Annotated in this window: 22 protein-coding genes; 14 read left to right on the top strand and 8 right to left on the bottom strand. The window is 62.4% G+C overall.

Annotation, left to right across the window (positions count from 1 at the left end; translation table 11 throughout):
* Positions 1-69 precede the first annotated feature (69 nt).
* The 5 genes from Q1A44_RS11875 (at position 70) to Q1A44_RS11855 (ending at position 4,129) form a co-directional block, all read left to right on the top strand.
* Entirely contained in the window at positions 70-1,776 is a 1,707-nt protein-coding gene (locus tag Q1A44_RS11875; RefSeq protein ID WP_299624921.1) for an acyl-CoA dehydrogenase, read from the top strand.
* Entirely contained in the window at positions 1,776-2,822 is a 1,047-nt protein-coding gene (locus Q1A44_RS11870; RefSeq protein ID WP_299624918.1) for an MBL fold metallo-hydrolase, read from the top strand. Before Q1A44_RS11875 ends, Q1A44_RS11870 begins: the two co-directional genes overlap by 1 nt.
* 3 nt (positions 2,823-2,825) lie before the next feature.
* On the top strand, positions 2,826-3,287 hold the full coding sequence (locus Q1A44_RS11865) for a DUF6173 family protein (RefSeq protein WP_299624915.1): 462 nt from the start codon (positions 2,826-2,828) through the stop codon (positions 3,285-3,287).
* Positions 3,288-3,367: 80 nt separating this feature from the next.
* Positions 3,368-3,502: an aa3-type cytochrome c oxidase subunit IV gene (locus Q1A44_RS11860; RefSeq protein ID WP_299624912.1), complete on the top strand. Its 135-nt coding sequence runs from the start codon at positions 3,368-3,370 to the stop codon at positions 3,500-3,502.
* A gap of 27 nt (positions 3,503-3,529) precedes the next feature.
* Complete coding sequence (locus Q1A44_RS11855) at positions 3,530-4,129, top strand: hypothetical protein (RefSeq protein WP_299624909.1); 600 nt, start codon at positions 3,530-3,532, stop codon at positions 4,127-4,129.
* A 57-nt stretch (positions 4,130-4,186) separates the two neighbouring features.
* On the opposite strand, the gene Q1A44_RS11850 is transcribed toward Q1A44_RS11855, so the two are convergent.
* Together Q1A44_RS11850 and Q1A44_RS11845 are read right to left on the bottom strand one after the other, a co-directional pair.
* Entirely contained in the window at positions 4,187-4,516 is a 330-nt protein-coding gene (locus Q1A44_RS11850; protein ID WP_299624906.1) for an AzlD domain-containing protein, read from the bottom strand.
* Entirely contained in the window at positions 4,513-5,223 is a 711-nt protein-coding gene (locus Q1A44_RS11845) for an AzlC family ABC transporter permease (protein ID WP_299624903.1), read from the bottom strand. Before Q1A44_RS11845 ends, Q1A44_RS11850 begins: the two co-directional genes overlap by 4 nt.
* Before the next feature lie 48 nt (positions 5,224-5,271).
* Here Q1A44_RS11845 and Q1A44_RS11840 point away from each other — a divergent pair, with 48 nt between their 5' ends.
* From Q1A44_RS11840 to glp, 5 genes are read left to right on the top strand one after another with little or no spacing between them, the layout of a single operon-like run.
* Positions 5,272-6,162, top strand: coding sequence for a formate dehydrogenase accessory sulfurtransferase FdhD (locus tag Q1A44_RS11840; RefSeq protein WP_299624900.1), 891 nt, complete (start codon positions 5,272-5,274; stop codon positions 6,160-6,162).
* Positions 6,159-6,680: a hypothetical protein gene (locus Q1A44_RS11835; protein WP_299624897.1), complete on the top strand. Its 522-nt coding sequence runs from the start codon at positions 6,159-6,161 to the stop codon at positions 6,678-6,680. Before Q1A44_RS11840 ends, Q1A44_RS11835 begins: the two co-directional genes overlap by 4 nt.
* Positions 6,677-7,279, top strand: coding sequence for a molybdenum cofactor guanylyltransferase MobA (gene mobA / locus Q1A44_RS11830; RefSeq protein WP_299624894.1), 603 nt, complete (start codon positions 6,677-6,679; stop codon positions 7,277-7,279). Before Q1A44_RS11835 ends, mobA begins: the two co-directional genes overlap by 4 nt.
* Positions 7,276-7,767: a molybdopterin-guanine dinucleotide biosynthesis protein B gene (mobB, locus tag Q1A44_RS11825; protein ID WP_299624891.1), complete on the top strand. Its 492-nt coding sequence runs from the start codon at positions 7,276-7,278 to the stop codon at positions 7,765-7,767. Before mobA ends, mobB begins: the two co-directional genes overlap by 4 nt.
* 23 nt (positions 7,768-7,790) lie before the next feature.
* The gene (glp, locus tag Q1A44_RS11820; RefSeq protein WP_299625238.1) at positions 7,791-9,839 is read left to right on the top strand and encodes a gephyrin-like molybdotransferase Glp; all 2,049 of its coding nucleotides are present in this window, start codon (positions 7,791-7,793) and stop codon (positions 9,837-9,839) included.
* 3 nt (positions 9,840-9,842) lie between these two features.
* Here glp and Q1A44_RS11815 read toward each other — a convergent pair whose 3' ends face one another.
* The 4 genes from Q1A44_RS11815 to Q1A44_RS11800 all read right to left on the bottom strand — a co-directional run bounded on the left by Q1A44_RS11815 (position 9,843) and on the right by Q1A44_RS11800 (position 12,201).
* Complete coding sequence (locus Q1A44_RS11815; protein ID WP_299624889.1) at positions 9,843-10,202, bottom strand: RidA family protein; 360 nt, start codon at positions 10,200-10,202, stop codon at positions 9,843-9,845.
* On the bottom strand, positions 10,199-11,218 hold the full coding sequence (locus Q1A44_RS11810; RefSeq protein WP_299624886.1) for a hypothetical protein: 1,020 nt from the start codon (positions 11,216-11,218) through the stop codon (positions 10,199-10,201). The genes Q1A44_RS11815 and Q1A44_RS11810 overlap by 4 nt, the downstream gene beginning before the upstream one ends.
* Positions 11,219-11,222: 4 nt before the next feature.
* Positions 11,223-11,693 carry a transcription elongation factor GreA gene (gene greA / locus Q1A44_RS11805; protein ID WP_299624883.1) on the bottom strand — a complete coding sequence of 157 codons (471 nt, stop codon included), beginning with the start codon at positions 11,691-11,693 and terminating at the stop codon, positions 11,223-11,225.
* 124 nt (positions 11,694-11,817) lie between these two features.
* The gene (locus tag Q1A44_RS11800) at positions 11,818-12,201 is read right to left on the bottom strand and encodes a VOC family protein (RefSeq protein WP_299624880.1); all 384 of its coding nucleotides are present in this window, start codon (positions 12,199-12,201) and stop codon (positions 11,818-11,820) included.
* A 75-nt stretch (positions 12,202-12,276) separates the two neighbouring features.
* Here Q1A44_RS11800 and soxR point away from each other — a divergent pair, with 75 nt between their 5' ends.
* Positions 12,277-12,735, top strand: coding sequence for a redox-sensitive transcriptional activator SoxR (gene soxR / locus Q1A44_RS11795; protein WP_299624877.1), 459 nt, complete (start codon positions 12,277-12,279; stop codon positions 12,733-12,735).
* Here the strand turns inward: soxR and Q1A44_RS11790 are convergent.
* The gene (locus Q1A44_RS11790) at positions 12,726-13,034 is read right to left on the bottom strand and encodes an EthD family reductase (RefSeq protein ID WP_299624874.1); all 309 of its coding nucleotides are present in this window, start codon (positions 13,032-13,034) and stop codon (positions 12,726-12,728) included. The two genes, soxR and Q1A44_RS11790, sit on opposite strands and share 10 nt — an antisense overlap.
* Positions 13,035-13,235: 201 nt before the next feature.
* On the opposite strand from Q1A44_RS11790, the gene Q1A44_RS11785 reads away from it, so the two are divergent.
* The 3 genes from Q1A44_RS11785 to Q1A44_RS11775 all read left to right on the top strand — a co-directional run bounded on the left by Q1A44_RS11785 (position 13,236) and on the right by Q1A44_RS11775 (position 17,709).
* Entirely contained in the window at positions 13,236-14,885 is a 1,650-nt protein-coding gene (locus tag Q1A44_RS11785; protein WP_299624871.1) for an electron transfer flavoprotein-ubiquinone oxidoreductase, read from the top strand.
* A gap of 186 nt (positions 14,886-15,071) precedes the next feature.
* The gene (locus tag Q1A44_RS11780) at positions 15,072-16,799 is read left to right on the top strand and encodes a tetratricopeptide repeat protein (protein ID WP_299624868.1); all 1,728 of its coding nucleotides are present in this window, start codon (positions 15,072-15,074) and stop codon (positions 16,797-16,799) included.
* On the top strand, positions 16,786-17,709 hold the full coding sequence (locus Q1A44_RS11775) for a 4-(cytidine 5'-diphospho)-2-C-methyl-D-erythritol kinase (RefSeq protein ID WP_299624865.1): 924 nt from the start codon (positions 16,786-16,788) through the stop codon (positions 17,707-17,709). The genes Q1A44_RS11780 and Q1A44_RS11775 overlap by 14 nt, the downstream gene beginning before the upstream one ends.
* Here the strand turns inward: Q1A44_RS11775 and Q1A44_RS11770 are convergent.
* Positions 17,685-18,689: a polyprenyl synthetase family protein gene (locus tag Q1A44_RS11770; RefSeq protein ID WP_299624862.1), complete on the bottom strand. Its 1,005-nt coding sequence runs from the start codon at positions 18,687-18,689 to the stop codon at positions 17,685-17,687. The genes Q1A44_RS11775 and Q1A44_RS11770 overlap by 25 nt on opposite strands.
* Positions 18,690-18,691: the final 2 nt, after the last annotated feature.

Below are 18,691 nucleotides of genomic sequence, written 5' to 3'. Positions count from 1 at the left end.
TTGGATCAAAGACGCCCTTTACGCGCCGCCTGACCGCTTGCCAAGGCTTTGACCCCGGAGATTGCCCCCATGTCCTTTCGCGCCCCTATTGATGAATACAGTTTCCTTTTTGACAATGTTGTTGGCCTTGACCGTGTGGTCGCGACCGAGCGGTTTTCCGAAGCGACCAGCGATCTGACCACCGCGATCCTGACAGAGGCGGGCAAGTTGTGCGAAGAGGTGATGGCCCCGTTAAAGCGCCCCGGTGATCTGCATCCTGCGCATCTGGAGAACGGCGTCGTCCGCACAGCGCCGGGTTACGCCGAAGGGTTCAAGGCGATTGCCGAGGGCGGCTGGATCGGGATGTCGGCCAACCCCGAATATGGCGGCATGGGTCTGCCGATGACCGTGACCACGGCTGTCAACGAGATGATGTCGGCGGCGTGCCTGTCCCTGCAACTGGCCCCGCTGATGAGCCAGGGCCAGATCGAGGCGCTGGAGCATCACGCGTCAGATGAGATCAAGGACTTGTACCTGCCCAAGCTGATTTCCGGCGAGTGGACCGGCACCATGAACCTGACAGAGCCGCAAGCCGGTTCGGATGTGGGTGCCTTGACCTCGAAGGCGGAGGACAATGGTGACGGAACCTACAGCATCACGGGTCAGAAAATCTATATTTCCTGGGGTGATAACGACTTTACCACCAATGTCTGCCATCTGGTTCTGGCCCGTATTCCCGGCGCGCCTGCGGGCACCAAGGGGATTTCCCTGTTTCTGGTGCCCCGCAATCTGCCAGATGAACACGGCAATGCCGGCGTGGCCAACAGCCTCAAGGTGGTGAGCCTTGAGCACAAGATGGGCCTGCACGGCTCGCCCACCTGCGTGATGCAGTATGACGGCGCACGCGGCTGGATGGTGGGTCCTGAGGGCGGCGGCATGGCGGCCATGTTCACCATGATGAACAATGCTCGCCTGGGCGTGAGCGGTCAGGGTGTGGGCGCGGCGGAAGGCGCGTATCAACACGCGCTGAACTATGCGCTGGACCGCAAGCAGGGCAAGACCGAGGGCAACACCGGCACCATCATTGATCATGCGGATGTGCGCCGGATGCTGATGACCATGCGCGCCGATACCTATGCGGCGCGGGGCATTGCGTTGATGTGTGCGGTCGCCATCGACATGACCACGGCGACGGGGGACGAGGCGTGGAAACGCCGTGCGGCCCTTTTGACGCCGGTGGCCAAGGCCTTTGGCACCGACATCGGCAACGAGGTCGCCCATATGGGCATTCAGGTTCATGGCGGCATGGGTGTGATCGAGGAAACGGGGGCGGCGCAATATGCCCGTGATGTGCGTGTGACCACGATCTATGAGGGCACAAACGGCATTCAGGCGATGGACCTTGTGGCGCGCAAGATGATTGACGGGGGCGAGGCGGCAGGCCGCTTGTTTGACGAGATCGAAGCCGCCGCCGAAGAGGCCCGCGCCGTTCTGCCCGATCTGGCCGAGGCCGTGTGGCAGGCCAGCGAATCGCTGCGCGAGACGACGGAGTGGATGATAGAACAGAACCACCGTGTTCGGTTCTCGGGTGCTGTGCCTTATTTGCGGGCGTTTGCCCGGGTGCTAGGCGCGCATGTGCATTTGACCTCGGCCGTGGCGGACAAGGGTGGTGTGCGTGAGAAACTGGCGCGGTTTTACATCCTGCGGATGCTGCCGGAAAACACCAGCTTGCTCGCGCAGGCCCAATCTGGTGACTATGATGTGTTTTCCCTGACCGCCGAAGAGTTTGCCACCTGATGACGACCCCTGCGCCCACGGGCCTCAGATACCCGTGGCCTGATCCGCCCGCCCATGGCGAACCCATCGAAGTGGCGCCGGGCGTGCTGTGGTTTCGCCTGCCATTGCCGATGAAGCTGGATCATGTGAACGTCTATGCGCTGGATGATGGCGATGGATGGACGGTGATCGACACCGGGTTCAACAGCCGCAAGACCCGCGAGATCTGGAAGGCGATGATGGAGGGGCCTTTGGCCGGCAAGCCCATCGCCCGCGTGGTCGTGACCCATCATCATCCGGATCATGTTGGTCTGGCGGGGTGGTTGCAGAGTGAATTCGGGGCCGAATTGGTCACCACCCGTACTGCCTGGCTTTTTGCCCGGATGCTGACCCTGGACGTGCAAGAGGTGCCGGTGCCGGAGACTTTGGCGTTTTGGCGCAGCGCGGGCATGGACCCTGCGACTTTTGACAAGCGTGCGGCGGAACGCCCCTTTAACTTTGGGGATATCGTGGCGCCGATGCCCTTGGGCTTTACCCGCATTCAGCAGGGACAGACCATTGTGATGGGGGGGCGGACCTGGGACATTCACATGGGCAATGGCCATGCGCCGGAACATGCGACCTTTTGGAGCCGGGACGATCACCTGGTGATCTCGGGTGATCAAATCCTGTCCTCGATCAGCCCCAATGTGGGCGTCTATGCGACCGAGCCGATGGCGGACCCCATTGGCGACTGGCTGGAGGCTTGTGAGCGGCTGCGCCCGTTGGCCCGCGAGGATCATCTGGTGCTGGGCGGTCACAAGCTGCCCTTTACCGGTCTGCCCACGCGGATGCGCCAGTTGATCGACAACCATCACGGGGCGCTTGAGCGCCTTTTGGCGTATATCGAGACACCCAAGGCGGCGTCCGAATGTTTTGCCCCGCTGTTCAAGCGATCCATCGGTGAAGGTGAATATGGTCTGGCCCTGGTTGAAGCGGTCGCGCATTTGTCGCACCTTTACCAGGACGGACAGGCCACGCGGACCCTTCGGGAGGATGGTGCGTGGCTGTATCAGCGCAAAGGGTGAACCATGGGTGAGAAGATGATTGATACGTCTGCGGAGGCCTATGAGGCCGATGCGATGCCGCGCCCGCATGAGGTGCATAGCGACCCCGAAACCCCCAATGCGGCGCAAAAGCCGGTGCCCAAGGGCGTGGCCAAGACCCCTGTGGCCCAGAAAAGCCCGGCGCGCTGGGCCTATGAGCGTATCATCATGTACCTCAAGAATTTCGAGGAAAGCCTCGACAATGAACACGAGGTGGCCATGGGTTTCACGGGCGGTGATGCGGGTGTGTTGCGCATTGAGGGCATGGGTTATTTCGACCCGGATATCGTGACCTTTTATGGCAGTGATCCCACGGGCGCCAAGACGCAGCTGGTCCAGCATGTGACCCAGTTGAACGTGATGTTGCGCACGCTGCCCAAGGCTGTCGAGACGGCCGCGCCGAACCGCATCGGGTTTCGTCTGGCCCAGGACCTGGAAGAGACATGAGCCTGCTATAAAGACGCAGTGACAGCATGGTTCAAATGCGCTAGAGCGCGCATCAGCCAAGATGAGTAAGGGAGCCGGACATGGCAGAGCACAAGCATGGTGAGATGGACAGCACCGAACAGGAAAAGATGTTCGACGGGTTCATGAAGTTCACAACCTGGTCGGTGATCGTGATTCTGTTGATCATCGTCGGCATGGCGATTTTCATCACCTGATAGCGGTACGACCTGGGGGACGACGGGATGCGGATCATCGCGGCCTTGGCGCTTTGCGCCCTGTTGGCGGCCTGTGCCAGCGTGCCGGAGGTGCCCTATGCTTCGGATGAACGCGTGGCTGCCGCCGCGTATCGCGCGCCTGGACCCGCGACCCTGACCGTCTTTACCATGGTCAGCAATCGCAGCGGGTCGGGTGCCCATTCGGCCCTGATGATCAATGGCTCGCAGCGCGTGATCTTTGACCCGGCGGGATCCTTTGTGAACGCGCGCGTGGCCGAGCAGGAAGACGTTTTGTTCGGTGTGACCCCCGCCGTTCTGGCGGGCTACAAGAGTGCCCATGCCCGCAGCACCTATCATGTGGTCAGCCAGACCGTTGAGGTGACCCCCGAACAGGCCGAGATTGCCCTGCAGCTGGCCATGGGCAATGGGGCTGTTCCCGGGGCCTATTGCACCAATGCCACCACCGGTTTGATGCGCAACATTCCCGGCTTTGAAGGGATCAGGCAGACATTCTTTCCCACCCGATTGATGGAGCAGATGGCGACCTGGCCCGGTGTGGAAGAAGAGAAGTATTTTGAGGATGATGCGGGCACCATTCAGGATGGCGTGGCAAAAGTTCAGCTGTAGCCCGATGTGCGGACGCTGTTTGCCTTTGGCAAATGCGCCCCGCCCACCGTCCCATTTTCAGCCCAGCAGATAGACCGAGGCGAAAAGCGTAAGCGCGCCTGCACCTATGGCAGCAAAGACGTTTTTCGTGATCATTCCGGCGGCCACAGTGGCGATGGCTGCCAGCACCCGTGTTGGATCCGTGTCGCCGTTTTCGCCGGAAAACACCACAAGTGGCCCCACCAGCGCAGGCAGGATCGCCACCGCCGTGTAGCGCAGGTGCCGCAAGAGCCATGCGGGCAATTCCCGGTCGCCCACGAAGCCCAGGAAGGTGAAGCGCAAGAGGAAGCTGCCCAGGCCGAGGCCGAAGATGACGATCCAGAGTGTTGTTTGGTCGATCTGGGTCATGTGTCGCGCCCCTTGAGCCAAAGTTCGGCCTGCGCGCCCGCCATCATCCCCGCAAGTCCGGCCACGATCAGCCCCAGCGAGTACGGGATGTTGACCGCGACAAGGCTTATCACAAGCGCCACAGCGGCGGCGATCAGGTGCGGCACCGTGCGCATCATCGGGGCCACCATCGACAAAAACGCAATCGGCAGCGCGAAATCGAGCGGTAGGTTTTGCGGCAGCGCCGTGCCGAGCGCGGCGCCCAGATAGCTGCATCCGAACCATGTGATCATGACCAGTGTGCAGGTTCCGAAATAATAGGCCATGCGTTGAGGCACGCTCAGCTTTGGTTCTGCCTCGAACTTGCCGTGGCTGAGTGCATAGCTTTGGTCGACCAGCAAGTAGGCGGCACAGGCCCGTTGCCAGAGCGGCGCGCGCCCAAGATAGGGCGTGAGCGCCGCCGAATACATTGCCACCCGCAGGTTCACCGCCAGCGCCGAGATCAGGACGATGATCGTGGGTGCCTCGTCTTGCATCAGTTGCAGTGCGGTGAACTGGGCCGCCCCCGCGATCACCACCAGCGAAAAGCTCATCACCTCAAACACGCTCAACCCCGCCTCGGTCGCCAGCACGCCAAAGAGCAGGGCAAAGGGGCCTGCCACCAGCATGAAGGGTGCGCCGTCGCGCAGCCCCGCCATATAGGCGGATTTTGGGGTGGTGATGGGCATGGAGGTTCCTTAGATTGGTGGCCAAGGATTAGCTGTCCGTCGGGGGGGATGCAATTGGCGCAAAATGAGGATGTTGCGGGCTATGTGATTGCGCCTGACCCGAATGCGCCGCGCCTGACCCGGAGCGTTGTGGGCCATGATCAGACGGGGGCCGAGGTCGTCACGTCCGTGGTTGAGGAGCGGCCCCTGACCATCTTTCTCAACAGTCAGGAAATCGTCACGGCGATGACTATTGGCGATTATCCCGACTATCTGGCCTTGGGCTTTTTGCGCAATCAAGGGATGTTGAAGGCGGAGGATGTCGTCACCGGCATCGATTATGACGAAGAGTTGGAGACGGTGATTGTGCGCACGGCCGTGGCGACAGATCACGAGGAAAAGCTGAAGAAGAAAACGCGCACCAGCGGCTGTGCCGTGGGCACCGTGTTCGGCGACATGATGGAGGGGTTGGAGGGGGTGAACCTGCCTGCTGTCTCTGTGCGCACTTCGTGGCTCTATGCCTTGTCGGCGCGGATCAATCGAACCCCATCGCTCTACCTCGAGGCGGGGGCGATTCATGGCACGGTGCTGTGTCAGGGCGACCGCCCTTTGGTCTATATGGAGGATGTGGGCCGTCACAATGCGGTCGACAAGATTGCCGGTTGGATGATGGCAGAGGGTGTCGGGGCTGAGGACAAGATTCTTTATACCACGGGTCGCCTGACCTCTGAGATGGTGATCAAGACGGCGATGATGGGTATTCCGGTGCTGGCTTCGCGCTCGGGCTTTACCGCCTGGGGTGTCGAGATTGCGCAGCAGGTGGGCCTGACACTGATTGGCCGGATGCGAGGGCAGCGTTTTGTCTGCCTGAGCGGCGAGGACCGATTGGTGCGCGATGCGGACCCGGCCGCGGTGGCGGATGAGCCGCGCAAATCCGGGCGCAAGGGTGCCAAGACGTGAGCGATGTCGCGGCGCAATTCACGCTGTCCCCGGCGGAGGTGAGGCTGGCGGGCCGCATGATCTGGCGACAGGTATTCCCACCGCTTTGGCATGTGGGTGCGCAAGTGCACAGCGTGCTCCAAGGGTTGGCCTATGCCGCCCTAGGGGGCGGTGTGCTCTATGTTTTGTCGTTGATCACGGACACGACCGGCTGGATTGGCCTGATGATCGTGCTGGCCGTCGGCTTTGGCATGATGCTGTTCACCCGGGCCGTCACGCGACCTGATACGCGCATGGCGATGGCACGGATGGTTGATGTACCCATACGGGTACGTCTGTCGCCGGGTGGGGTGCACCATGAGGTGTGGGGGATCAAGGTTGATATTCCCTGGGAGGCGGTGGATGCGGTGGCGCATGACAAGGGATTGATCGTTTTTATCGTGGGTGTCCAAGGCTTTGTGTTGCCGGTACATGCGTTGCATGACGGTGCTGCGCCGGTTCTGGACCAGGTGGCGGCATGGCGGGGGACCGGCGCATGAGGCCCCCGGTGGGTGTCATTCTGGCGGGCGGTCAGGCCACGCGCATGGGCGGTGGTGACAAGGGCTTGTTGACACTGGGCGATACGACTCTGTTGGGCCATGTGATGGATCGGTTGCGCCCGCAGGTGGCGGACATGGCGCTGAATGCCAATGGCGATCCTGCCCGTTTTGCGGGTCTTGGCCTGCCTGTGATTTCCGATAGTATTGAGGGCTTTGCCGGGCCTTTGGCTGGAGTGCTGGCGGGCCTGGACTGGGCGGCGGCGCAGGGGGCGGAGACGATTGTGACCGCCGCCGCCGACACGCCGTTTTTCCCCTGCGATCTGGTGCCGCGCCTGCAATTGGCTGCCGAAGGGATGGCGCATCCTTTGGCCTTGGCCGCGACCCCCGACCCTGAACGTGGCAAGGCCCGCCATCCGACATTCGGCCTCTGGCCCGTCGCCCTGCGTGAGGATTTGCGCGCGGCCTTGGCGGATGGTGTCCGCAAGGTGGTGATGTGGACCGACCGTCATGATGGACGATTGGCGATGTTCCCGGACGAGGCCGCCTTTTTCAACGTAAACACGCCCGATGATCTGGCGCGGGCAGAGGCGATGCAATGAAACTATACGGTATCGTAGGGTGGAAGAACGCTGGCAAGACCGGGCTGATGGAGCGTTTGGTGACCGAGATCACGGGGCGCGGCATTTCGGTGTCGACCGTGAAACATGCCCACCACCGCTTTGACGTGGACCACCCCGGAAAGGACAGCTATCGCCATCGCGTTGCGGGCGCGACCGAGGTGCTGTTGGCCTCGCGCAACCGTTTTGCCCTGATGCATGAGCTGCGCGAGGAGGACGAGCCAAGCCTTGCCCAATTACTGACCAAGCTGGCCCCCGTCGATCTGGTTCTGATCGAGGGGTACAAGCGCGATGCCCATCCCAAGGTCGAGGCCCACCGGGCCGTGACCGGCAACCCGTTGATTGCGCCGGATGATCCGACCGTGCGGGCAGTGGCCAGCGACACGGCTTTGACGCTGGATCGGACCGTCTTTGACCTTGATGACACTACCGCTATTGCTGATTTCATCCTGGCCGAGGTGGGGCTGTGACCGCGCATTTTGACACTTTTGTCATGGTGGATTGGTCGGGGGGCAATCAGGGGGCGGCCAAGCCGCAGGCCGATGCGATCTGGGCCTGTATCGCGCGTTGCGGTGTTGTCGAAGACGCGGTGTATCTGCGCAATCGCCAGTTGGCCGAGGCTTGGCTGATGGATGTTATAAGAGCCGAACGTGCCGCCGGGCGACGGGTGCTGTTAGGCTTTGACTTCCCCTTTGGTTACCCTGCGGGATTTGGTGCGGCTTTGACCGGGTCGGATGATCCTTTTGCGCTCTGGGACTGGTTTGAGGCGCGGGTCGAGGATGAGCCCCGCGCCAACAATCGCTTTGATCTGGCGGGCGAGATCAACCAGCGTTTTGGCGGCAAAGGTCCGTTTTGGGGCAACGCGCTCAAGCGCGACATTGCGGGCCTGCCCCGGACCAAGGTGGGGTATAACAGCCCCTTTGCCGCGCGACGTGAGGCCGAGGCGCGGGCCACGGGTGCCTTTACCCTCTGGCAGATGTCGGGTGTGGGGTCGGTGGGTGGTCAGGCGATGATGGGCCTGCCCGTACTGGCGCGGCTGCGCCGCCATTTTGCACCCGACGTATCCGTATGGCCCTTTGAGCCACTAGACGCGCCGATTGCTTTGGTCGAGGTCTGGCCGTCGCTGACAGTGGGCCCCGCAGCCGAGGGATGGATCAAGGATCAATGGCAGGTCCACGATTTGGCCCGGCAATTTGCAGCGCTGGCCCCTGCGCGGCTGGCGCAGATGCTGGATGTGCCTGCGAACCCGGAGGGCTGGATTTTCGGTCTGGGCCATGAGGCCGAATTGCGCGGGGACGCGACGCCGCTGCGCAATGACTGTTTTGCCTTGCCGCCGGGTGTGAACTGGACGCCGGTGGATGACGCGTTGGCCGATTTGCAGGCGCGGTTGACACCTGTTGTGGCGATAGAGACCTTGCCGGTTGCGCAGGCCCTGGACCGCGTCTTGGCAGCCGATGTGCGCGCGGCGCGGTCGAACCCGCCGCTGCCCAATACAGCGGTGGACGGCTATGGGTTTGCCGGGGGCCGCAGCGCGGGGCCGCACCGGTTGCCTTTGGTGGCGGCGCAAGCGGCGGCTGGTTTGAGGTTGGATATGGCAGTGCCAGCCGGTTCGGCGGTGCGCATTCTGACGGGCGCGGCCCTTCCCGAGGGCGTGGACACCGTGATCTTGCAAGAGGATGTGGAAGTGCTGGACGGTGCCGTGCAGTTCAACGGCCCAATCAAGGCGGGGGCCAACACGCGCAAGGCGGGCGAAGATGTGATGACGGGCGACGTCGTGGCCGCGCGCGGGCGACGGTTGACCGCCGCCGATCTGGCGATCCTGTCGGCTGTGGGCGTTCCAGATGTGAAGACCTATGCGCCGCTGCGTGTGGGCGTTTTGTCGACCGGCGATGAGTTGGTCGAGGCGGGGCAGGCGGCGGCGGCTGGTCAGATTTTTGATGCGAACCGGCCCATGTTGATGGGGCTGATCCGCAAGCTGGGCCATGTGCCTGTGGACCTTGGTCAGGTGGCGGATGATCGTACGGCCCTGCGGGGCCGTCTGGACATGGCTGCCGGGCAGGCGGATGTGATCCTGACCAGCGGCGGGGCCTCGGCCGGCGACGAGGACCATGTGTCGGCGTTGCTGAATGAGGCGGGGGCGATGGCGTTGTGGCGCATTGCGATCAAGCCGGGCCGCCCGCTGGCCCTGGGCATGTGGAACGGCACGCCGGTATTTGGCCTGCCGGGCAATCCGGTGGCGGCCATGGTCTGTACCCTGGTCTTTGGCGCGCCAGCGCTGGCGCAGATGGCCGGGGCGGATTGGGCGGAGCCGCAGGGATTCGACCTGCCGGCCGCATTCGAGAAGCGCAAGAAACCGGGGCGGCGCGAGTATTTGAGGGCGCGGGTTCGAGACGGCCGGGTTGAGGTTTTTGCCTCGGAAGGGTCGGGGCGGATCAGCGGACTGGCCTGGGCCGATGGTTTGGTCGAACTGCCCGATGGCGCGCTGCATGTGCGCCCGGGCGATCCTGTCCGCTATATCCCTTGGGGTGGCTTTGGGCTTTAGCCGTCAACTCGCTTGCGCGATCACGACCACTTCGATCAGGTAACCTTTGGTCAGGCCGACGCCGATGCAGGCGCGTTGCGGCCAATTTTCTTCGGGGCCAATCCAGTCGCGCCAGACGTCATCCATCTGCGGTTTGAGATCAATATCGCTGAGGTAGACGGTGGCCTGCAACAGCCTTGTCTTGTCACTGCCAACGGCGTGCAGCAGCCGGTCAAGATCGTGCAAGGTGTTGCGGGTTTGGGCGGTGATGCCATCGGCACAATGCGGGTCGGTTGCGACCGCGTAGGCATAGCCGTCAGCGGCGACCGCGTCGCTGCGCCCGCTGCCGGGGGCGGGGATGCGCGTGATGGGCGGATGCGTCAATCGAAGGTGCCTGCAACCCGGCCCAGCAGCATGAAGGCGCGGGCGGTACGCGTGTCGCTGAGCTCTGACAGTTCAGCGTCAGAGGCGGTTTCGGCAAAGGCGGAGATCGCCTTGTCGAACCGGCGCAAGAAGTGGTGTGCCGCGTCGCGGAAGATCGGGTCTTGCTTCATCCGGCCTGCGGTCAGGGCCAGGGACGAGCGGTCGCGCACCCCGCCCAAAGGGGCCACCGCACGTCCACGTGCGCCGCTGGCAAATTGGCGCCAAATCTCGGGGCGGGCGCGGTCGGGGCGCAGGTCGTCCATATAGATGCCGTCCTGGCTGAGCAGTGTCAGGATATCCTGGGCCGCCTGGATCAGTTGGGCGGTGTCGCGGTCTTTCATCGCCTTGCGCAGGGCGGCAAAGCCTGCCTCGTCTTCGGCGGTTTCGGGGAAATTGAGTGCGCGGATAAAGTCGGTCGTGGCCAGAGGCGGCGCGATATCTTCGGCGGTGGTGCCGAGGGCGAGAGCCGGCTGGTCGTCGGGCTGTGGCGCGGGTTCGGGCGTTGGGGCCCGCTTTGGTGCGTCGCTTTCGCGGCGGCTGCTTTGGAAGGTGGCGAGGGCCGTTTCGGTGTTGCGGGCGGCGGCGGCAATCTCGTCCAGCTTGCGCGACACGGAGGGTTCGGACGACAGGTCGCGGCCCTGTTGCTGCGCGATATAGGCCTGCCGGATGGCGTCTATGGCGGCCTGCAGCCGTTGGCTTTCTTCGCGCATCACCCGGCTGGACCGGGCGGCCGTCGCCGCGACCCAGATCATGGCGACGGGCATGAAAACGGCAAGCATCGTGACGAGAAATTGCAGCCCATCGACGCTGCTGGTCGGGTTATCAGTGCCCAGCATGAAAAACGCGGCCGAACCGAGCAGCCAAAGCGCCGAGAGCGCGATGGCCACCGCTTCGATCCCCGTGACACCGCGTGCTTGCGGTTTGTCATAGATGCCCAGCGGGGTCGGTCGTGACTGTGATTTGGACGTGTCGGCCATGGCCTTAGCTATAGACGATTTTCAGCACTTCGTAGGACTTTTCGCCCCCTGGCGTGCGCACTTCGACGCTGTCGCCCTCTTCCTTGCCGATGAGGGCACGGGCAATGGGCGATTTTATGTTCAAAAGGCCCTTTTCGATGTTGGCCTCGTATTCGCCGACGATCTGATAGGTCTTTTCGGCGTCGGTGTCTTCGTCCACGAGCGTGACCCGCGCGCCGAATTTGATTGCGCCCGAAAGTTTGGAGGGATCAATGACTTCGGCCAGCGAAATCACCCCTTCAAGTTCCTTGATCCGCCCTTCGATGAAGGACTGTTTTTCCTTGGCCGAGTGATATTCTGCGTTTTCCGACAGGTCGCCATGCTCGCGTGCTTCGGCAATCGCCTTGATGATGGCGGGCCGTTCTTCGGTCTTGAGCTGTTTCAACTCGGTCTCCAGGGCTTGGGCCCCGGCGCGGGTCATCGGAATTTTTTCCATCGGCTACGTCCAGATAAGAGTGGGCGGCCCGGGGTGCGGGCCGCCTGTCATGCGATGGGGATTACCTGACCCAATGGGGCGGGGGAATGCAAGGGGATTTGGGACGCTGTCCGCGCCGCTTGCGTCAGTCGTATTGCACGATCTCGTATTCGATGCCGTCATGGTCGTGGAAATAGAACCGTTGCCCAGGCTCGTAATCGTAGTGTTCGCCGGCCTCAAAGCCTGCCTGGGTGACCCGGCTGCGCATGGCGTCAATGTCGTCTACCACCACGGCGATGTGGTTTAGCCCGCCCTTGGTGGTGTAATTGTCCTCGCGCGGGTTCACGCCGCCGGCCTTGGGCACGTAAAGTGCCAGATAGCGGTCATCGGTGCCGACATGCACCGAATAGCCCACCTCGCGCGAGCCGCCCGTCCAGCGGACCTTCCAGTCAAAGAGGTCGCACATCCATTTGGCCGTGGCGTCGGGATCGGAGACGGTGAAGTTGGTATGTTCAAGTTGAGCGGCCATTTGCGCGTTCCTTTTGTTGCGTGATGGGGGTAGTGTCCCACCTCAAGTGAGCTTTAGGTCAAGAGGTTTTTTCGCGTGGCTGTTTCAGAGGGTTTGAGCATTGGGGATATGGCGGCCCGGACGGGTCTGGCCGTGTCTGCGATCCGCTATTACGAGGATGAGGGGTTGGTGGCCCCCTGGCGCAATGATGCAGGCCGCCGCCGCTTTCAGCGGGCCGATATAAGGCGGCTGAGTTTCATCATGGTGGCGCAGCAGTTTGGTTTTACCCTGGCCCAGATCAAGGTGGAGTTGGACAAGCTGCCCCGCCACCGCGCCCCGTCCAAGGCCGATTGGGCACGCATCAGTGCCGCCTTTCGTGATGATCTGAACATCCGTATCGCCCGGCTGGAGAAGCTGCGCGACACGCTGGATGGCTGCATCGGCTGCGGCTGTCTGAGCCTGGAGGCCTGCGCGCTTTATAACCCGGCAGACCGGGCCGCGACGCGCGGCACCGGTCCTAGATATTTGATGGGCGACCGCCCGGATCAGGCGTAGGTTTGCCCGATCAGCATTTGCGGTGCGGCGTTGGTAAAGTTCGGAATGTCGGCAAGAACAGGCCCGGCTGCGCCTAGGGCTGCATCCATGGCGCCCTGATCCGCAAAGACCATTGTGGCCACCGCGTGGAAGGCAGGTGGCGTGTCAGGGCCGCCTGCAAGTCCTTTGGTGACGACGGTGTCGGAAATATGCTGGCCCATATGTTCGTTGACCAGATCCATGTGGGTGGACGCGTAATAGGCATCGTCAAATGTCGTGCCGTCTGAGATCGGGTACATAACCTGAAGAGTAACAGCCATTTTTTGTTCCTTTAATAAAAGTATCAGACAGCATGGACCTTTGCCCAACGAAAGCAAGGATTCTGTGACCCATCGCCGCCATCGCGTATTTTTACGCGGTGTCGCGATTGCAATGCTGCTGGCGCTCGGCTAGCCAATTCCGAACGGAATTTCCGGGCCTTTGGGAGGCTCAGGGCAACGCAAGATAGGGAGCTGCCGATCATGGCCGAGATTGAACGCGAAACGATGGAATATGACGTTGTGATCGTGGGCGCGGGGCCTGCGGGTCTGTCGGCGGCGATCCGGCTCAAGCAATTGGATGCGGACCTGAACGTCGTGGTTCTGGAAAAAGGGTCCGAAGTGGGCGCCCATATCCTGTCCGGGGCGGTCCTGGACCCTAGCGGTCTGGACGCACTGATCCCCGATTGGAAGGAAAAGGGCGCGCCCCTGAACGTGCCTGTGAAGGACGACAACTTTTACATGCTGGGTGAGGCGGGTCAGATCCGTATCCCCAACTTCCCCATGCCGCCCCTGATGAACAACCACGGCAATTACATCGTGTCGATGGGCAATGTGTGCCGCTGGATGGCCGAGCAAGCCGAGGAACTGGGCGTCGAGATATTCCCCGGCATGGCCTGTTCCGAGCTGGTCTATGGCGACAATGGCGAAGTCAAAGGTGTCGTGGCCGGTGTCTTTGGCCTGGAGGCGGATGGCTCAATCGGTGAAGGCACCGAACCGGGCATGGAACTGCACGGCAAATATGTTTTCCTGAGCGAGGGTGTGCGTGGCTCTTTGTCCAAAGAGGTTATTGCCAAGTACAATCTGGCCCAAGGCCATGAGCCGCAGAAATACGGCCTGGGTATGAAAGAGATCTGGGAGATTGATCCCGAAAAGCACCGCGAAGGGTCGGTCACCCACACGATGGGCTGGCCTTTGGGCAGCAATGCGGGTGGCGGTTCGTTCATCTATCACCTTGAGAAAAATCAGGTTTATGTGGGTTTCGTGGTGCACCTGAACTACAAGAACCCGCATCTGTTCCCCTACATGGAATTCCAGCGTTTCAAGCATCACCCGATGGTTGCCGACCTGCTGAAAGGCGGCAAGCGCGTGGCTTACGGTGCGCGCGCGATCTCTGAGGGTGGCTATCAGTCGATGCCCAAGATGGTCGCGCCGGGCGTGGCCTTGCTGGGCTGTTCGGTGGGCATGGTCAACGTGCCGCGCATCAAGGGCAACCACAATGCGATGCTGTCGGGCAAGGCCGCGGCAGAGGCAGCGTTCCGCGCCATCAAGGCGGACCGATCCGGGGACGAGCTGTCGTCTTACGAAGCGGAAGTGCGCGGCGGTGCCATTGGGGCGGACCTGAAGAAAGTGCGCAACGTCAAACCGTTCTGGTCGAAATACGGCCTGACCGCGTCCCTGATGCTGGGCGGGTTGGACATGTGGACCAATACGATGGGCTTTTCCCTGTTTGGTACGCAAAAGCATGGCAAGAATGACGCCGACGCAACCGAAGAGGCTTCCAAGCACAAGCCGATCGCGTATCCCAAGCCCGACGGCAAGCTGTCGTTCGACCGGCTGACCAATGTTGCGTTTTCCTTTACCAATCACGAGGAAAGCCAGCCCGCACACTTGCATCTGAAAGATGCGTCGGTGCCCGTGGCCGTGAACCTGGCGAAATATGCGGGCCCCTCGGCGCGCTATTGCCCGGCGGGCGTCTACGAATTTGTGGAAGAAGAGGGCAAGGACACCCGCTTTGTCATCAACTTCCAGAACTGTGTGCACTGCAAGACCTGCGACATCAAGGACCCCAGCCAGAACATCAACTGGACGACTCCCCAGGGCGGGGACGGGCCGAACTATCCCAATATGTAAACCTGCGGCTTTGGTCGGGGATAAACAGGCGCGGGACCCCTCGCGCCTGTTTGCGTTTTGGGCGGTGGGTCGCATCCTCGCGGGGTTGTCAGTGCCCTGCGACGCTTGGGCGATTGCAACGGGCGCAGGCCGTGTTAGCTTGACCCCTCAAACGAATGCTTTTCGCCATTACAGGAGCGCCGCCTCGTGATCCGCACACTGACGTCTTTTTCTGCCGGGCTTGCCCTTGCCTGCGCTCTTGCCGTGTCGTTGACGGGGCCTGCGCCTGCGCAATCGGTGGCGGGTGCTTACCTTGCGGGTCAACATGCCGCCGCGCGCCGGGATTTTGACGCTGCCGCTCAGTATTACAGTCAGGCCCTTGCCCGCGATCCCAGCAATGCCGAAATGATCGAAAACGCGATCATTGCCCAGCTTGCCCTGGGCCGGGTGGACCGGGCCAAGCCGCTGGCCACGATGCTTGAGGCGCGCGATCTGCGTAGTCAGGCGGCCCATATGGTCAGCATCGCGGTGCTGTTGCAGGCCGAGGATTACGAGGGTTATCTGGCTCGCGATCGCGAGACCATGGGCATCGGCCCGCTGGTGGATGGCCTGCTGGAGGCCTGGGCACAAGTCGGTGCGGGGGACGCTTCGGCTGGTATGGCCAGCTTTGATACCATCGCCCAAGAGCCGGGCCTGCAAGGTTTTGCCATGTATCACAAGGCGATGGCGCTGGCCGGTCTGGGCCAGTTTGAAGAGGCCGAGGCCATCTTTGCCGCTCAAAACGACGGCCCTCTGCAACGCACCCGTCGCGGTGCAATGGCGCGGGCCGAAGTGCTGTCGCAACTGGGCCGCAATGACGAGGCTGTCGCCTCGATCCGCCGCGCCTTTGGTTCGGCCAGTGATCCCGAACTGACCGCCATGGCCGACGCCCTGGCAGCGGGTGAGACAGTCCCTTACACCTATATCACTTCGCCCCGCGACGGCGCCGCCGAGGTGTTTTTCTCGGTCGCAGGGGCACTGCGCCAGGATGCGGGGGCGGAATATACCCTGCTTTATGCCCGCCTTGCCCGCTATCTGCGCCCCGATCATGTGGATGCGCTTTTGCTGAGCGCCGAGTTGCTGGAATCGCTTGATCAACATGAACTGGCCAACGCTGCCTACAAGGAAGTGCCCGCCGATCACCCTGCCTTTCACGCCGCGGAACTGGGCCGGGCCGCGGCCTTGCGCCAGTCTGGCAAGCTGGATGCGGCGGTGGAAGTTTTGGAGCAACTGGCCAAGCGTTTTGGTGAGTTGCCTGTCGTCCATTCCACACTTGGCGACGTGTTGCGCCAGCAAGACCGGTTTGAGGCCGCGACTGCCGCCTATGACCGAGCCCTTGAGTTGAGCGACGAGACCAGTCAGGGCCAGTGGTTCCTGCATTATGCCCGCGCGATTTCGCTGGAACGTCTGGACGAGTGGCCGCGGGCCGAGGCGGATTTCCGCCGCGCGCTTGAACTGAACCCGGGTCAGCCACAGGTGCTGAACTACCTTGGCTATTCGCTGGTGGAAAAGCAGATCAAGCTGGACGAGGCCCTGGCCCTGATCGAAGAGGCTGTCGCGGCCAGCCCTGACAGCGGCTATATCGTCGACTCGCTGGGATGGGTGCTGTACCGCCTCGGCCGTTATGGCGAGGCCGTGGGCCATATGGAGCGCGCGGTTGAGCTGATGCCTGTCGATCCGGTGGTCAATGACCATTTGGGTGATGTCTATTGGGCTGTAGGTCGCGAACGCGAGGCCCGCTTTCAGTGGATGCGCGCCCTGAGCTTTGTCGACCCCGAGGACGTGGACGGGGAGGCCGATCCCGAACGGATGCGCCGCAAGCTTGAGGTTGGTCTGGACCAGGTGCTGGAAGAAGAAGGGTCCGCGCCTTTGAAGGTGACGGATGACGAAGGATAAGATCGGGGTCGAGGTTTTTGCCCCGGCCAAGATCAACCTTTGCCTTCATGTCACTGGCCAACGGAGTGATGGCTATCACCTTTTGGACACGCTGGTGGCCTTTGCCGATATTGGCGACACCGTCACCCTGAGTGTCGACGGCCCTGGTGGGTTGGACGTGTCCGGCCCGGAGGCCACCCCCGATCTGGCGGGAGATGGCAACATCATGTCGGCCACCGCCGCGCGGTTCTGGGGCGAGGAAGCCCTGTCCATGCATCTCGACAAGCAACTGCCCATCGCCTCTGGAATTGGCGGCGGGTCGGCGGATGCGGCGGCCACCTATCGCGGGGTTCTGGCGCTGCGCGCCGCTGTCGAAGGCAGGGACGCCCCGCGCGATCCGACCGCCGAGGATGCTGTGGCCCTGATGGAGATAGGCGCCGATGTACCTATGTGCGTCCCGAGCACCCCTGCACGCGTGCAAGGGATTGGTGAGCAGATCACGCCGATTTCCGATCTGCATCCTTACCCGATTGTGCTGGTGAACCCGCGTGTGCAGGTGTCGACGCCTACCGTGTTCAAGCGGTTGGCGCGCAAGGAAAACCCGGCCCTTGACCGGTTACCGCGTGACTTTGAGGATCGTGATCTGGTGCTCGATTGGCTGGGTGCGCAGCGCAATGATCTGCAAGCGCCTGCGCTTGAGGTCTGCCCCGAGGTCGGTGCGGTTCTGGAGGCGTTGGGGAAGGATCAGGCCTGTCGCCTGACGCGCATGTCAGGCTCTGGCGCCACCTGTTTTGGGCTGTTTATCCGGATGCATGAGGCCACCGCTGCCGCCGAGGCGATCAGCGCGACACATCCGGGTTGGTGGATCCGCGTCGGGCGGCTGAAGGGCGGTCGGCGCGCAGCGCCTCAGTTGATCCGCTCGACCACGTAATCGGCAAGCTCAATCAACGTGTCGCGCAAGTCGTGCGGTGGCAGAACGGCAAGCGAGGCTTTGGCCCTGGTGGCCCAGGTGATCGCGTCGTCCTTGGTCGCTTCAAGCGTGCCGTGGCGATGCAGCAGCGCCAAAGCATGTTCCAGATCGCCGTCGCCTTGCTGGCCCTTTTCGATGGTGCGCCACCAAAAGGCACGTTCCTCAGCGTCGGCCAATGCCACCGCCTTAATCACCGGCAGGGTCAGCTTGCGTTCGCGGAAATCGTCGCCCACGTTCTTGCCCGTAGCCGAGGATTGGCCCTGATAATCCAGCAGGTCATCGACAATCTGAAAGGCAATGCCAAGAGCGTCGCCATAATCGAACAGGGCCTGCACAGTGGCCTTGTCGGCCCCTGCGATGACACCGCCCACTTCGGTCGCGGCCGAAAACAGCGCCGCCGTCTTGCCGCGCACCACTTGCAGATAAACAGCCTCGTCGGTCGCCAGATCCTGGGCGGCTGTCATTTGCAACACCTCGCCCTCGGCAATCGTGGCGGAGGCGTCCGAAAGGATGCGCAACACGTCCATATTGCCCGTCTCGGTCATCAGCTGAAAGCTGCGGGAAAAAAGGTAATCCCCCACCAGCACGGATGATTTGTTGTCCCAGAGCAGGTTGGCAGTGGGCCGCCCCCGGCGCTGAGCGCTTTCATCCACCACATCGTCATGCAGCAGGGTCGCGGTGTGAATGAACTCGACCGTGGCGGCCAGATGCACATGATAGGGGCCGGCATAGTTGCACATGTGGGCCGTGGCCAGCGTCAGCATGGGGCGCAGACGTTTGCCGCCCGCCTCGACCAGATGGCGGGTCACTTCGGGGATGCGGGGGGCGTGTTTGGACGCCATGCGCTCGCGAATGAGGGTGTTCACGGCCTCCATGTCCGCAGCAAGCCAGGCGGCCAGACGGTCATGCGGTTTTGTGATCTCAGCTGCGTCCATGCTCATGC

This window comes from uncultured Tateyamaria sp., from assembly GCF_947503705.1.
In the GTDB taxonomy this organism is placed as follows: Bacteria; Pseudomonadota; Alphaproteobacteria; order Rhodobacterales; family Rhodobacteraceae; genus Tateyamaria.
The sequence above is the reverse complement of the archived record's forward strand: the minus strand, read 5'-3'. Positions and strand labels throughout refer to the sequence as shown.